General features: G+C 36.2%; 13 protein-coding genes. 2 read left to right on the forward strand and 11 right to left on the reverse strand.

Annotated elements, in window-relative coordinates:
• Window positions 1–35 precede the first annotated feature (35 nt).
• The 10 genes from ACTBZY_RS17175 to mnmE form a co-directional block, all read right to left on the reverse strand.
• Window positions 36–263: a hypothetical protein gene (locus ACTBZY_RS17175; protein ID WP_463047582.1), complete on the reverse strand. Its 228-nt coding sequence runs from the start codon at window positions 261–263 to the stop codon at window positions 36–38.
• Between the two features lie 238 nt (window positions 264–501).
• Window positions 502–1,566: a restriction endonuclease subunit S gene (locus ACTBZY_RS17180; protein ID WP_463047583.1), complete on the reverse strand. Its 1,065-nt coding sequence runs from the start codon at window positions 1,564–1,566 to the stop codon at window positions 502–504.
• Between the two features lie 4 nt (window positions 1,567–1,570).
• Window positions 1,571–3,493 carry an HsdM family class I SAM-dependent methyltransferase gene (locus ACTBZY_RS17185; protein WP_463047584.1) on the reverse strand — a complete coding sequence of 641 codons (1,923 nt, stop codon included), beginning with the start codon at window positions 3,491–3,493 and terminating at the stop codon, window positions 1,571–1,573.
• On the reverse strand, window positions 3,490–3,690 hold the full coding sequence (locus ACTBZY_RS17190) for a helix-turn-helix domain-containing protein (protein ID WP_463047585.1): 201 nt from the start codon (window positions 3,688–3,690) through the stop codon (window positions 3,490–3,492). Before ACTBZY_RS17190 ends, ACTBZY_RS17185 begins: the two co-directional genes overlap by 4 nt.
• Before the next feature lie 80 nt (window positions 3,691–3,770).
• Window positions 3,771–6,035 carry a DUF3987 domain-containing protein gene (locus ACTBZY_RS17195; RefSeq protein ID WP_463047586.1) on the reverse strand — a complete coding sequence of 755 codons (2,265 nt, stop codon included), beginning with the start codon at window positions 6,033–6,035 and terminating at the stop codon, window positions 3,771–3,773.
• Window positions 6,036–6,061: 26 nt separating this feature from the next.
• Window positions 6,062–6,364: a helix-turn-helix domain-containing protein gene (locus ACTBZY_RS17200; RefSeq protein ID WP_463047587.1), complete on the reverse strand. Its 303-nt coding sequence runs from the start codon at window positions 6,362–6,364 to the stop codon at window positions 6,062–6,064.
• A gap of 111 nt (window positions 6,365–6,475) precedes the next feature.
• Entirely contained in the window at window positions 6,476–7,570 is a 1,095-nt protein-coding gene (locus tag ACTBZY_RS17205; RefSeq protein WP_463047588.1) for a DUF6617 family protein, read from the reverse strand.
• Window positions 7,571–8,677: a site-specific integrase gene (locus ACTBZY_RS17210; RefSeq protein ID WP_463047589.1), complete on the reverse strand. Its 1,107-nt coding sequence runs from the start codon at window positions 8,675–8,677 to the stop codon at window positions 7,571–7,573. It abuts the gene before it with no gap.
• Between the two features lie 12 nt (window positions 8,678–8,689).
• The gene (locus ACTBZY_RS17215; protein WP_463047590.1) at window positions 8,690–9,118 is read right to left on the reverse strand and encodes a helix-turn-helix domain-containing protein; all 429 of its coding nucleotides are present in this window, start codon (window positions 9,116–9,118) and stop codon (window positions 8,690–8,692) included.
• Window positions 9,119–9,283: 165 nt separating this feature from the next.
• The gene (gene mnmE, locus ACTBZY_RS17220) at window positions 9,284–10,618 is read right to left on the reverse strand and encodes a tRNA uridine-5-carboxymethylaminomethyl(34) synthesis GTPase MnmE (RefSeq protein ID WP_463047591.1); all 1,335 of its coding nucleotides are present in this window, start codon (window positions 10,616–10,618) and stop codon (window positions 9,284–9,286) included.
• A 153-nt stretch (window positions 10,619–10,771) separates the two neighbouring features.
• On the opposite strand from mnmE, the gene ACTBZY_RS17225 reads away from it, so the two are divergent.
• Window positions 10,772–12,172, forward strand: coding sequence for an MBOAT family O-acyltransferase (locus tag ACTBZY_RS17225; RefSeq protein ID WP_463047592.1), 1,401 nt, complete (start codon window positions 10,772–10,774; stop codon window positions 12,170–12,172).
• Entirely contained in the window at window positions 12,169–13,182 is a 1,014-nt protein-coding gene (locus ACTBZY_RS17230; RefSeq protein ID WP_463047593.1) for a hypothetical protein, read from the forward strand. The genes ACTBZY_RS17225 and ACTBZY_RS17230 overlap by 4 nt, the downstream gene beginning before the upstream one ends.
• Here the strand turns inward: ACTBZY_RS17230 and ACTBZY_RS17235 are convergent.
• Window positions 13,157–14,320, reverse strand: a complete 1,164-nt coding sequence (locus ACTBZY_RS17235) for a glycosyltransferase (RefSeq protein ID WP_463047594.1) — start codon at window positions 14,318–14,320, stop codon at window positions 13,157–13,159. The two genes, ACTBZY_RS17230 and ACTBZY_RS17235, sit on opposite strands and share 26 nt — an antisense overlap.
• Between the last annotated feature and the right edge of the window lie 69 nt (window positions 14,321–14,389).

Here is a 14,389-nt window from a genome sequence, read left to right on the forward strand (position 1 = left end):
GGATTGGGGGTGATAAGTATTCATCGGTTTTGGTCTTAATGGTAGTCTGTTATTTCTATAATTTCAATACCAACTATTTCGAGCCAAACGTATTGACCATCTTCGTTTGTTGGTATTGGCTTTTCATGTGGTGTAAAAATAAGGCGATAAGGCTGGTCTAAATCGCATGCCCACTGGCCTTTTCTATCTTTAACTAATTCATGAAAATTACCTGGTAAATGACGCACTTCTTCTAAAGTACTAGCGACTTGTAGTGCAGTCATCCTACGGCGGAAAATCTTTGCCCTAATTGGACCCAACTTTTTCAGCATTAGCTTATCATCGTTGGCGACTTTCTCAATTTTTTTTTCTGTAAAGGTTATTTTCACTACAAAAGTAATAAATATTATTAATAGTAAGTGTTAATTAAAACAAAATAAAGAATGGTGATATGTGATTTATATCTTCCTGTTGTTCTAAGATTTATTTCTGAAGTTTTATTTGTTTATACTAAAATGTGAGTTATAAGATTTCTAATCTCTTGTAATTCAGGTACACTTTTAGTTTTTCTACTTCTAACATTTTCATATAGTTTTCCATGTACATATAATCTGGTTCATTTTTCTCATTTACTGGAAGTAGCAACTTCTCTTTCTTTAATCTTTTACCACTCCTTTTATATCCAAAATTGTACTTACCTCTAACCTTATCAGCAACCGTTGTTATGAACAATCCAACATGGCGGTTTAAGTTTGGGTTATATCCAACTGATATGTCGGAAGTTGCAATAAAATTTTCTGCCTTATAAATAGAATACCCCATTGAACCCTCACCATTTCTAATAAATGCTATTCCATTTCCTTTGTGAATTAACTTTTTTACATTTTCTACATTTGAAAGTACTCCATTATTAAGATTAGTGGCACCTAAATAATTAATACCTGAACTTGATTTCTTTAGATGATTAAGACCTTTTGATTTGCCTTGCGATAGCTTGAAAAGTTTACCCAATTCAAACTCAAACCAAGTCGATTTCACTTCATTGTTTACCCCCCCCCATTCTAATTTGCTGATATTCAGTGATATATGTTGTTTGTATTTTTTCAACTGCTTAGCCTCAATTGTTCTCATGTAATTTTCCATGAACTCGAAGTCAGGTTCCCCCTTATTATTCACCGGCAATAAAATTTTTTCCTTCTTAATTCGAGAATCGTTTATTTCACGGTTGAAACTATATTTACTTGATATCCTCGTAACAACACCTGAAAGAAACAAATACACATATTTGTTAAATTTTGGGTTTGCAAGCCTTGTTACATGGTCGCTTGCCACAAATTCAAAAGGTTGATAAAAGCAGGCACCAACGCTACCACTGTTAGCCAAAGACAAACAATTTGAAAATTTCCTAACTGCTACCATATTACCAATAAAGCTATCAACACCATTGTTTGAAGCTGTTGAAGAGACATACGGAGTCTGACCTTTAGAATGGTCAGCTTTTTTTAATCGCTTACCTCTTTGAATTTTTGGAAAAATTAATTTTAAATCAAACTCTTTCCAATTCTGTTTTTTTAAGTCTAAATTCATTTCATTAAGCGTTTGTAAATAAATAATCCCTGCCCTGCATAACCATACTAAACTCAAAAGTTAAATAGTCTGCAACTGTTTGTTCAAAATCCTCTGCTTTTGGAATTTCATCATTGAAATAATAAAAAGAATGAAGCCATTCGTCTTCGGGTTCAATAGTGGTTTTTACCATGAACTTTGATTCTGCTGGGGCATCATGAAGCCAGCAATTAAGCAGGTGCGATTTTCTCTCTTTAGCACGCTCCGTTTCAACTAAGCCAATGTGTTTTCTTACAATGAAGCCGTCATCATCATAGTTTACAAACTTGCAAAATTTCTTTTCTGAGTGTGGTTTGTAAGCGGTGAAAATGACAATACAAGGGTTTGTTCCAACACCATAAAATGTCTCTTTGTTAAGTGTTATTACTCCTTCCAAAGTGTGTTTACCTAGAATACGTTTTTTAACTTTTTTATCTTCAGAGGTTTTACCAACCATTGTTGATTGCGGTACTATAACAACGCACCTTCCATTATCAGCAAGACCATCTAAAAGATGTTCTATAAAGTGTATTTCTGAAAGGTGAGCGGTGTCTCGGCCTTTAGCTTGGGAATAAGGTGGATTCATGAAGCCTGCCGTGTAATTCATTCTTCGTAAATCACTTATGGCTACTTTTAGGAAGTCTTTGTTCTCCAGATTACTTTTACCATCACCCCGAAGAATCATATTAGTAGTGGCAATTGAAAACATATCTTCTCTGATTTCTATTCCATGCAATTGATTCTTTTTTATGCGTTCCTGCTCCTCCTTCGTATTTACTTGATTTAGCATTTTATGAAGGGCTGATATCAGGAAAGAGGAAGTGCCGCAACAAGGGTCAAATACTTTATCTGTGGGTCTTAAATCTATTAAATCACAAAAAATATCTGTAATGTGACTAGGTGTGAGTACCACTCCAAGAGTTTGACCATCACCTCCGCTAAATCGAATAAATTCGCCATAAAATAAACCCAAAACATCTTCACTGGTATTGGCTTTAACAGAAGCCAGAATATTATTTTCAACAAACTCGGTAAAGAATTTTAAAGGTGTTTTAGCTAATTCATCGTTTTTGTTTGTGTTCCTTAGTCTGTCGTCAATTTGGTTTAGAAGTGTTCTATCTTTTATGATATTGAATTGATTCAGAACCTTTTCTTTTTTTGTATCTGGGGTGACCTCTACTCTTTTCATATAGTCCTCTATAGCTCCAAATATCTTTTGACCATCCGTTCGAACATTGTCACCGGTAAGATTGTCTGTTTTAAAATTAGGGTCACTTAGAGCCAATAAAATTGCTGAAACAACAAGGGGCTTCTCATCGTCTCCGAGCTGACCATAGTTTCTTAAATATTCATGAAGTTCTTTTGCTTTCGCTATTAGGGCATCTTTTTCTAAAATTTCAGTTGGAGTTTCTTCTAGAACTTGTTCATGGTAGTATTTCTCAATATTTGTTGCCGAGAAGTTCTGAAAGTTTTCAACCGGTTTTAATAATTTATACGCTTTAGAGTCTACAAAAAGTGGACGAATAATGTGGTGCTTTTCATCACCTGAACAACCGAAGGCAAATACTTTTTTAAAGCTTGTATGCTGGATAATGTGGTTCGCATAATGCAAAGCACCATTCTCGGCATAATCTTGAAGCGATTTTAAGTCAGAGGAAAGAACAGTATTTTCATCATCAGAGTAATTTGCCTGTTTTTCGGTTTCGGCCTTGTCTTCAATTACAATAATGAAGTCATTTGAAATACCGACAAATTCAGGGAAACCAACCTTTTTTGTTCCTTTTTTTGATGCTGTTTTTAGGGCAGTGTGTATTTCTTTGATACTACTGCCATTAGGGGTGAATTTTATTCCTGCATCATCGAGTAACTTCCCGATGAAAAAATCTAGGGCTTTTTCGTTTTTGCTCACTTTGGTTTGAATTTGTCGTTAATAAGTTCTTTTACATTTATATCTAGTGTTTCCGCTATTTGAAATAAGAGCTCCAGACGGGGCTGTTGGCGGTTTTGTACATAGGCGTTCACCATGTTATAACTTTTGCCAATTTGCTCTGCTAGCCACCTCTGGCTACGGCCTTGTGTTTCCAGTACCTCCTTTATTCTATTCATTTTTTGTAAATCTGACTCTGCAATATACTATGTGATATTAAGTGTATCACTAAAAAATGAGATGATATGTCACATTTTAACTAAGATGTATTCTTTTCGTAAAGCCCTGCCTTAATTTTCTTTAAGTCCTTGCCTAGGGCGTTTCTGAGAATCTGGTCAACGGTACGAGTGCCAAGCGTGAAAGACTGACCTATTTTCTGGGCTTCGGCTCTACTGAATGATAGTGGAAGGGCCTCAAAGAAAAGTTTTTTGTTTTCACCTCCTTTAAAAGTGGCCGTCTCAGATTGATTAGGAAGATTATTGAACATAAGTATGCTATGCTTTAGATAAACTTCTGATATGGCAATAGCACTATGAAAGTCTTCATCTGAGCACGTGATTTGGGTGTTTGATTCGCCATTTTCAAATTTCCTTATGGCCGTTAGAATCATAGCTATTCTAAAAGTAATAAGACCTAATCTGAAAACTACGCTAGCCGCATCTTCACTGGTAAAGGTGGCTACATCAAATAATGACTTTCTAAAACTAATGTTGAAAAAATCCCATTGGTCCATACTGAAATAAAACTCAGATTTTTCTAAAGAAAGAAAGTCTATCATGGATAATACATCTTTGGATAAAGCATCAAAGTGGTCATTCAAGACTACTTTCTGGGCAAATGGTGAGGGGTCTAGCCATTCCAGTTCATTCTTAAATGCATAGAAAACGAAACGGCTAAAGAGTCCGTCTTCTGAGGATGAAATAAGTCTGGGGGCTTGTGCCGGTGTGCCAGTAAGTGCAACCGCTAATTTAGGCTCTTTCAGCTCACTAAATTCATTATTGGTCTTCCGAGAGCTAGCATATCTTTCATGCTGAAATGCGGCTCTTAAAAGGGCTGAGTAATCACCCCAATCTTGCTTTTTAGCTCCGCTGAGGGTATCTGCTTCAGTTTCGCAAATAATGCCCTCTTCGCCATTAGCGGCCAAATGTTCTATCATTCGTGCTTTGGAACAATCTGCAGGAATAAAGGCTAACTTAAACTTTGGCTCCTCGGGCTTTTCAGGTGTTGGTTCACCTTTTTTACGCGTTTGAAGAAGTGCTTTGTAGTCAATCAATTCTCCATCATAATTCTTTTGTGCAGCTCTGCTGCCTTCAATTACTCTATCATGATAAGCATCTGCTAATCTCTTTGCATTTTTCATAACTCCTTTGCCGCTCGCTGCTGGAGCAATCACAAAGGTGAAAAGCTGTGGATATACTCTTTCGCCTCCGTACACTCCCGAAACATTTGGAAGACATCCACTTAAAATGGATAAGGCACTGGTAAAGAATACATCACGTTTACGAGGGTCAGAAAATACACTAGTGCCTTTTTTTAAAAGGTTGGGTAGGTTTTCATACACCTTTGCAGGAATGACGGGTGTGAGTTTTAAATAATCTTCATCAGGCGTTATTTCTTTTGTAACACCAATGGAAGTAGAATCTTTGCTGTTTGCAAGTTTTGCATATTTGCCAAAATCTAGCGGATGGTTCTCATAAGCACTTTTAACAGATGCTTTGATTTCTCGATTGTCGAGGTCATAATTTTGCGTACAAAGTTCCAGGCAGACTTCCATGAGGATGGCAACCCTGTTGCAGTTTGAAGCCAGCATATAAATATAATTATTACGATTTCCATTTTGATATGATTGTTTTTGATTGGTGAAAAGAATTTGTTGGTCGAAAAGCTCAGTGAGCATGTGAGATGGGGGAGCGGTTTCTTTTTTAGGCGGAGGTGTGAAAATGATTGGCTCCTGCTTTGCTTCTAAGCCGTTTGGCAATGAAACCTGAAATTTGGTATTCGATATTGTGGAATACATATCAGGGTCATAACTGAAGAAACAAAGTCTTGTGATGTCCTTACATTTTTCATCGGCTTGCAAACCAGTTAAGCTTTGGAAGTAATCTAAGACCTGCTGATAAGCTGTTTCGTGGTGTTCTGCTTTGGTGTATACTTCCACAAAGACTTTCAAACCATCACCGCTTGGACTTCGGAAGCAGAATGAAGTATGAGGGTCTGACTTTATAATGTCAAAGGATTTTTCAAAGTCATCTATGGGTATGTGGTCAAAATCCAAGTGAATAAAACCACTGTACATATCAAGATTTGCAGCAATGCGTTTCTCTTTAAATGTACCAGATGGCGTGAAAGCCAAAAGTTTTGTTTTTAGCTTTTGGGCTTTCTCCTTTTCACCGTTCGCTATTAGATTTCTAATGGCTAAGATTGGTTCTTTGAACTCATCTGTGGCTATCCGCTTTCTTAGAAGAATAATAGCCTTGTTTTCTACTGGTTCTGAAAAATTAGAAAATATGGTACCTGATGCCATGTTCTTTTTGTTTAATGGTGGATACCTTATTTTCTTTTGTTTTTTATGACATAGTCAGCTGCCATCTTTTCAATTTCATCAGATGCCACTTGACGATTTCGCTGTAACCACTGGTCAAGCTCTTCTCTTTTGAAATAGAGTTTTTTGCCTTGCGGACAGAAGTGCGGAATCTGTTTGTTGCTGGTTAGCTTGTAGAGATGGGATGGACTAATGTCCAAGTATTTGCTGGCCTCATTTAGATTAAGTACAGCCTTTTGGAGGATGTTTTGCTCAGATAGCTTGTCGGCTATTTCTGTAAGCTTGTCGAGAATTAAATCGTTGTTTTGCATCGTATCTATTGTTTTGATTACGAAGCAAATGTTGGATTTTCAGCAAGCGGAGTCCTTTAGATATTGCCATCTAAATGACATATCTAAATCATCTAAATGTTCTTTTTAGGTTTATTTTATCAGATGCTTAAGAATGTTGTCAATGGTTGATTTATTCTTAACATCAATTTGAGATTTGGAAGAAGATAAATTACCTCTGGTAATGGTTTTTTCTGGGTTTCTAAGAGAATGGAAAAGTTTAGAATTATCTATTGGGGTTATTTTTAAATTTCTGAATTGTGGCCCTATTTGGTCAATTATATATCTAAATTCTTTTGTTTCTATACCAAGGTATATTTTAGGACTTGCCGAAGTAAGGCTAGTTGTAGTGAATACGTCTATGACTTGTGCAAGCGTAGTTGGTGATTTGAAAAATTCGAGTTCTATTTCAAGCAAGCGAAAAACTGTTTCTAATTTTTCTTTATCACCTTTAAAGCCAAAGGTTAAATTATTTGAAAGCTGAACATTTGAAGGGGTTAATTTTAGTTTGACATTAGAAAGTGCCAAATGGATTTCTGGTATTTCGGATGATGTAGAATAATAGTCGTCTTCTGGTAGCTCTTCTTTTAAAAGCTCATTAAAAATCAAAATCTTATCCGATGAGATTTGTTTCAAGAATTGTGGATAACACAATTCAATTTCATGCAAAAGTCTAATAGCATTATTAGTAAGAACTTTGAGTATTGCCTTTGAGCTTTTATCTAAATCAATAAGGGCTTTATTTACTTCGCCTATGTGTTGTAAAAAGCTTCTCAGAGATATTAAAGAATCATTGATGATGTATGAGCGGTCATAGTCTTCAATTTTACGTAGCAATGCCTGTAGGATGTTATTGGAAATCCTAGTGGTTTCGTTTTCTATTATCCCAAAATAGAATCGTTCTTTTGAATTGGTGGGTGGAGGTGTTTCAACTGTAACTAAAGGTTTGGAAATTGTGTATGATATATTTCCAGCTGGTTGCGATATGTATAAGTTAATACTTTCTTCTTCAAAGACTTCATGATTCTTGCCTAAAGCCTTAATTAATTCTGTTCGGAAATTTTCAGTTGAATTAGGTGAAATTAAAGAAGGAGTGAGGTTATTCGAAAAGAACTTCATGTTCTGATTTTTCTCAGACCAAGGTTTTAAAACTCCCGTAAGAATGCTTCGGTATAAATTAAGCTCCATTTATAATCCTATATTTATTTTGTTCGCTGCATCCACTTTCTTTTCATTAATAACCTTGGCATAAATCTCGGTGGTTTGAAGGTTTTTATGTCCCAGAAGTTTACTTACTGTGTAGATATCAGTTCCTAAAGTTAATTGTAAAGTAGCATAAGTATGCCTGGCACAATGAAAAGTGATATGCTTAGTGATTCCTGCTTCTAACAGCCAATCTTTAAGAATGGTTTTGTTCCAGTTTCCGTAAGCCAAGCCAATGAATATTTTTTCCTTTGGCTGTCCTTCATTACCTAGTAAAGACCGTGCTTCTTCTGAAATAGGCTGGGTTTCTACGCCATTTGTTTTGGCTTGTCGAAATCGAATGTAATAGCCCAACTCTTTTGAATGCTGTATTTCTTGCCAAGTTAATTTTTCAATGTCTGACCAACGTAAGCCTGTCAAGCATGAGAAAAGAAACATCCTTTTTAAAATACTATTGGAGCAATGAGCTTTGGATAAAGTAATGACTTCATCAAGTGTTAAAAACTCTCTTTGGGTTTCGTCTTGTGGAAATGGCTCAACGTTATCAGCTGGGTTAAATTTCAGAAGGCTATCCTTTACAGCTTGTTTTAAAGCAGCTCTCAACTTATTGAAATAGGAGTATTTAGAATTTAAGGAAAGTTTGGAGCCTGATTTTGTATAAGCAACATCATTTAAATAATCTTTAAATCCCTCAACCCATTCTTTATTTAATCTATCAAAAGTGATATCATGCGGACTGTAGCCTTTTAAGTGCTTTCTTACGCTATCCCAATTGCCATAGTTCCCAATGCTTTCTTTCTTCTTTTCAGTCAAAGAATCGAAGTAGCTTAGAAAGCTGCCTTTCATTTTTTCTTTATCTCGGAAGCCATATATTTCATTTTGGATTTCAAGATGCCTTTTTGAGCGAATGCTTTCAGCCAGTTCCAGAATCTTTCGGTTTTCGTCTTTTGCCGATTTTGGCAAAGCACCCTTTTTAGGTTCGGGCTTAAGATAAAGACCCAGGTATTCATATTCTCTTTTACCGTTTTCGTAGTAGTCTAGGTAAAGACTAATCTTGTTTCCTTTAAGGCGTTGGCGTAATGTTATTTTCATTGCTTTATTAGTTTAGGATTTAAAGAAGTCATCAACTTGCTGACGTGACATTATTTTCTTGCGGCCAATCTGCTTCACAGAAAGTTGGCCTCGTTGAACCATTCTTTGGATGGTCCAACGGCTTACACCAAGTAAATCAGAAACTTCATTGATGCTCAGGAACTCTTTAAGTTGTATTGAATTTAAAGGGTTAATAATTCTTTTGGCGTCTGGTTTCGAAATAGGAGTCAGTTTGGATTCTATGGATTTCTGCACCTTCTCTTCTCTAGCTCGTGCTTTATATGCCCGTTGCGAACACTTATGGCTACAAAATCTTGTAACAGTGGTTTTGGCTATGTAGGCTTTGCCGCAAAACTCACAATTCTTAGGTATTTGAATATTACTGCTCAATGGTGCATTATGTTGTATTGTGGTGCAATGTGTAGCAATATGGTGCATCATTTCACCTGTGTTTTAAAAAGGGGCTGCTGGGCAACAAGTTTGTTGTACGGGCAACACCTTGGCAACAAAGATACACAAATAAGAGCAATTGGGCAACAAAAAAGAGTAGTGTAAACTACTCTAATGTAAAGAAAAACAAGGTGTTAGCAAATAAAAGAAGTGTTGTTACTTCCCTATACAAAACTTTCCAAAAATATTCTTCAATAAGTCATCTGTGGTGATGGTTCCGGTAAGCTCTCCAAGATGCATAAGAGCCAAACGTATGTCTTGAGCTAAGAAATCACCTGTGATATTCATGGCTAAGCCATTTAGTACCTCGCTTAGAGCTTCGTTGGTTTTTATGAGGAGATCGTAATGCCTTAGGTTTGTCAGTACGGTGTCACCTTGCGTTTTAATAGCTGTAGACTCAAAAACCAGATGTTCTAGTTCTGATATGCCTTCTCCAGTTTTTGCGGAGATGCTAATGTCAGCGTCAGTTTTTGTGGCATTCAAATCTGCTTTGGTTTTAACCCAAAATACCTTTTTGTCTTTGGCTAAGCTGCTATAATTTTTCTCCAAATAAGTTCGTTCGTCTTTTGCGTCAAACAAGAAAAGTACTATTTGAGCTTTTTGTAAAGCTGCTTTTGATTTTTCTATGCCTATACCTTCTACGATATCTACCGTTTCTCTAATTCCTGCGGTATCTATAAATCTGAATTTCATGCCGCGTATCACCATGGTGTCTTCTATGGAATCTCTGGTGGTACCTGCTATTTCCGTTACAATGGCCTTTTCTTCTTTTAAAAGAGCATTGAGTAAGGTTGATTTACCAACGTTTGGCTGGCCAATAATTGCCACAGGAATTCCTTCTTTGATAACATTTCCGGCATCAAAAGAATCAATAAGCGGGTTTAACTGCGTTTGAAGGCTTTTTATCAATTTCTTCAAATCGTCTCTATCGGCAAACTCAACATCCTCTTCGCCAAAATCAAGTTCAAGTTCCACCATGCTGGCGAAATGAATAAGTTCATCTCTTAGTGAAGTTAGTTTATCTGAAAAGCCACCTCGCAGCTGATTAATGGCCAAATTATGAGCGGCGGCAGAATCGGCCTCAATCAAATCTGCCACGGCTTCTGCCTGTACCAAGTCAAACTGTCCATTCATGAAAGCCCTTTGCGTAAACTCTCCAGGTTTTGCCAATCTACAGCCATTGTCCAAAAGTAGTTTGAGTATTTCTTTAATCACAAAAGAGCTTCCGTGGCAAGAAATCTCAACGGTGTCTTCCTTTGTAAATGACTTAGGAGACTTAAAAACGGCTGATAATACTTCGTCAATTACCTTTTCTCCTTTTTGAATGGTTCCAAAATGGACGGTGTGCGAATTAACATTTTCTAGCTTACGGCCTTTGAAAATTACATCCACTATTTGGATGGCATTTAGACCTGAAATACGAATTACGCCAATGGCACCGACTCCTGGAGCGGTGGCTAAAGCACAGATGGGTTCTTGTTGATGAATCATAAGGTTTGCAAGTTACTTCATAATGGTTCTATTTTAGTAAAGAGAGCTCGTAAAAAGCCTAAATTGACATAACGATGCAGTGGAGATTTCTTAGTATTTTTGGCTTGAAATAGACAAAGTGCCTCAAATAAAACAAGTCGCCACTTAGCTTACATGCTTTTTAATTCCATCCAGTTTGTTTTCTTTTTCATTGTAGTCTCCATTTTATACTACAGCCTAAGACATAGAGGTCGAATCTGGCTTTTATTATTGGCCAGTTGTTATTTCTATATGGCTTTTAAGCCAGTCTATATCTTAATCTTACTATTTACCATAATAGTGGATTATTATGCCGCTTTTTTAATTGATAAGGCAGAGGGTAAAAAGCGGAAATGGTGGCTCGCGATTAGTTTGGTGGCCAATATTGGCTTTCTAGCCATTTTTAAATATTTCAATTTTATCAATCAGAATTTAAGTTTTGCTTTGAATCTTGTCGGGATTCAAAACCCAATTCCTAATTATGGTTTAGAATTACCTATTGGGCTTTCTTTTCATACTTTTCAAGCCATGAGTTATACCATTGAGGTATACCGAAAAAAACAGCGGCCAGAGAAAGACTTTATTATTTACTCACTTTATGTGATGTTTTATCCTCAACTGGTAGCAGGACCTATCGAGCGTCCGCAAAATTTATTGGTTCAATTTCACACCTATTTTAAATACAATTTTGAAAATATCAAACAAGGTCTCATACGAATAGCTTGGGGGCTTTTTAAAAAGGTAGTGGTGGCAGATAGGCTAGCTATCATGGTAGACTATTGTTATTCTAACCCTACCGAGCATAGTGGAGCTACTTTACTATTAGCGACGGTGTTTTACTCATTCCAAATCTATTGTGATTTTTCTGGCTACTCAGATATGGCCATCGGCTGTGCCAGGCTGATGGGCTTTAACCTCATGGAAAACTTTAATGTGCCATATATTTCCAAATCTATAGCGGAGTTTTGGAGTAGATGGCATATTTCTTTATCTACTTGGTTTAAAGATTACTTATACATTCCTTTAGGTGGAAATAGAGTAGGGGAGTATAGACTTTATCTCAATTATTTCATTGTTTTCACAATTTCTGGATTATGGCATGGGCCGTCGTGGAACTTTATTATTTGGGGAGCATTACACGGAATCTTTTTGGTTATGGCCATGTACTGGCAAAAACATATTAGGTTAAAACTCCCTAAGAATAGTTTAACCACGATTTTTCAGGTAGCTTTTACATTCAGTTTAGTTACGCTGAGCTGGGTGTTTTTTAGAGCTCAGGGACTTACTAATGCTCTAACTATACTTTCTAAGATTGTCAATCTTGATTCATACGCTGGCTTTAGTAGTCCTTTGTCTTTTGCAGAACTGTGGTTTTGTGCTTTAGTCATCCTTATTTTAATGCTTAAGGAGATTTATATTCCAATTATTGATACGAGTAAAACACCAGCCTTTTACGTGAAATTTATAGGTATCATGGTTATTTGCTACTTTTTTGGAGTGTTCACGTCTAATCAATTTATATATTTCCAATTTTGAAAATACTTAAATACATAGCTTTGGTTTTAGCGGCTTTCTTATGGTTAGAGGGTTGCTCACATGGTTTGTCAAATTGGCTCTATGAGCACGGTTTGGTTAAGAATGATTATAGGTATGGCGATCTTTATAGAATGTCTAATCTCTCTAAGTTTAAAGAGTTATATGAGGATTGTCAATCTCCAAATATTGAGAAAATACCCAAAACCCATCTTGTATTAGCGGGTGATAGCTTTACAGAAAGAACTAGAATGGATTCTAGTAATTTTGTAGCTTCAAAATATGATTATATCAGAGTAGATTGGAAGGAGGAGGTGGTTATTGACACTTCAGCGTATAATGTCCTAGTCATAGAAACGATAGAGCGTCACTTTAGAGAGCGTTTTACGGGAGTGTGGGATGGTCTCCAAATTGTCGAAAATAAGAAAATCATTTCTAATGAGGTAAAGAAAAGTTGGTTTAAAAAAGTTGTCGATTTTGACTTACCATATTCTACAGAACTTCATGAAGGCGTGCTTTTTGGTTACGATTTCATGATGACTATTAGAGAATGGAAAGCGGCTCTAAACTATAAGCTTTTTGGAAGGGTAGATGATAGTGTTGTTCTAAACAAGACAGGTGAGCATTTACTATATTATTTACCCTCAACATCTGGTCTAAGCTCTGCATTTGATAAGATTGAAGAAAAGGAAATAGATAGTCTGGTAAGCCATGTGAATGCTACAGCTCAAAAATATAGGGAGTTGGGTTTTGATAAAGTTATTTTGAGTATTATACCTAACAAAACCAGTATTCTTGGAAGAGACTTAGGAGAATATAATCAGTTGGTTTCTAGAGTTCAAAACCATCCCAAGCTTGAAATGCAAGTTTTAGATGCCTTTGGAATGTTGAATAAATTAGGTGCAGCTGGGTTTGCAAAGGGAGATACACACTGGAACTGTACCGGTCAATTGGCTTGGGAAGCCGAGCTTAATGAAGCAATACTCCCTACGGAAGGTCAAGAAGCGTTGTAACAAAAGCTTCAGTGCCATGGTCTTTATAATATTGTTGACCATTTATTTCCCATTTATTTTCGGAGTTCATAATGTCCGAAAATTTCTTCGTAATGGCGGAAGTGTCTTCCGGGTTTACTTCTAAGCCTAGTTCGTATTCTTTAGTTAAATCTGCCACAATACCATAATCAGACACTAAAGACGGTTTGTTGTATTTAGCAGCCATCCCTATTATTCCGCTACTCGCAAAATAATTGACATTCATTCTTAGAATTAAGTCAGATTGAGAAAAAAGTGCTTCCATCTCATCATCACTCACAAATTGATCGTTTTGATAGATTTGAACGGTACTTCTGCTTTTATCTAATTCATTCTGCAATTTTGATTTGTATTCCTTACCAACCTTACCAATCATAAGAAGCACTATTTCAGACTGCATTTCTTTTGGAAGTGCTTCCAGTGCTTTTAAAATATTTCCAACGTTTTTTCTGTCGTCAATATGTCCAAAAATCAAGAATATTACTTTTGACTTTTCTATACCATACTTTTTTCTGATATCAATAGTTTCCGTTATTTCGTAGTCAAAAACTGGATCAGGTAAATAAAATAGTCTTTCGCCATGCTTTTCATTAAGAGCATTTACCGTGACTTTATCATTCAGAATAAAAATTTGTTGCAAGTTTTTATTCCTTAGAGCCAACCTAAACATCCCTTGCTTTCTCCATTTAGCTATTTTAAACTTGATGGTAGGAATAATGGATTTACTCAAAGAAACCTGTCTGAAGTAGGGTCTAAACCAAATGCCGGCAATATCAAATCCTGTTTTGGAATCATTCCCAATAGCTACTTGATAGATGTCGAACTCCATTAAGATTATTTTTTGGGCGTCAAACTGGCCCGCCTTAACTTTGATGAAGTCCCATTGATTCTTATACTTTTTAAGCGTGGTTTTAGCATCGAAATTAGAAGAAGTATGAGGTTTTATAACTTCTACCTTGATATTGGTATTTTCAGGAATCTGAAGTTCTGTATTTACCAGAAAATGAAAAGTTCCTTTGTATTCTTTTTGATTTTTAGCCAACCAATTGAGTGTTTGCTGCACAAAACCAATCTTATGGCCATCAAGTTGAATATTTAAATCGACTATTAAATAATTCATGAATCGTTAAAAGGAACTGGGAATACCCAATAAGTTATAAAAAAGGCCTCTTTGATAACTCAAAGAGGC

The organism is Arcticibacterium sp., assembly GCF_055134445.1.

Excerpts from the sequence above, each read along its gene's own strand:
- ACTBZY_RS17175 (WP_463047582.1), bottom strand. The coding sequence starts at position 263 with ATGACTGCACTACAAGTCGCTAGTACTTTAGAAGAAGTGCGTCATTTA.
- ACTBZY_RS17180 (WP_463047583.1), bottom strand. The coding sequence starts at position 1,566 with ATGAATTTAGACTTAAAAAAACAGAATTGGAAAGAGTTTGATTTAAAA.
- ACTBZY_RS17190 (WP_463047585.1), bottom strand. The coding sequence starts at position 3,690 with ATGAATAGAATAAAGGAGGTACTGGAAACACAAGGCCGTAGCCAGAGG.
- ACTBZY_RS17195 (WP_463047586.1), bottom strand. The coding sequence starts at position 6,035 with ATGGCATCAGGTACCATATTTTCTAATTTTTCAGAACCAGTAGAAAAC.
- ACTBZY_RS17200 (WP_463047587.1), bottom strand. The coding sequence starts at position 6,364 with ATGCAAAACAACGATTTAATTCTCGACAAGCTTACAGAAATAGCCGAC.
- ACTBZY_RS17205 (WP_463047588.1), bottom strand. The coding sequence starts at position 7,570 with ATGGAGCTTAATTTATACCGAAGCATTCTTACGGGAGTTTTAAAACCT.
- ACTBZY_RS17210 (WP_463047589.1), bottom strand. The coding sequence starts at position 8,677 with ATGAAAATAACATTACGCCAACGCCTTAAAGGAAACAAGATTAGTCTT.
- ACTBZY_RS17215 (WP_463047590.1), bottom strand. The coding sequence starts at position 9,118 with ATGATGCACCATATTGCTACACATTGCACCACAATACAACATAATGCA.
- mnmE (WP_463047591.1), bottom strand. The coding sequence starts at position 10,618 with ATGATTCATCAACAAGAACCCATCTGTGCTTTAGCCACCGCTCCAGGA.
- ACTBZY_RS17225 (WP_463047592.1), top strand. The coding sequence starts at position 10,772 with ATGCTTTTTAATTCCATCCAGTTTGTTTTCTTTTTCATTGTAGTCTCC.
- ACTBZY_RS17235 (WP_463047594.1), bottom strand. The coding sequence starts at position 14,320 with ATGAATTATTTAATAGTCGATTTAAATATTCAACTTGATGGCCATAAG.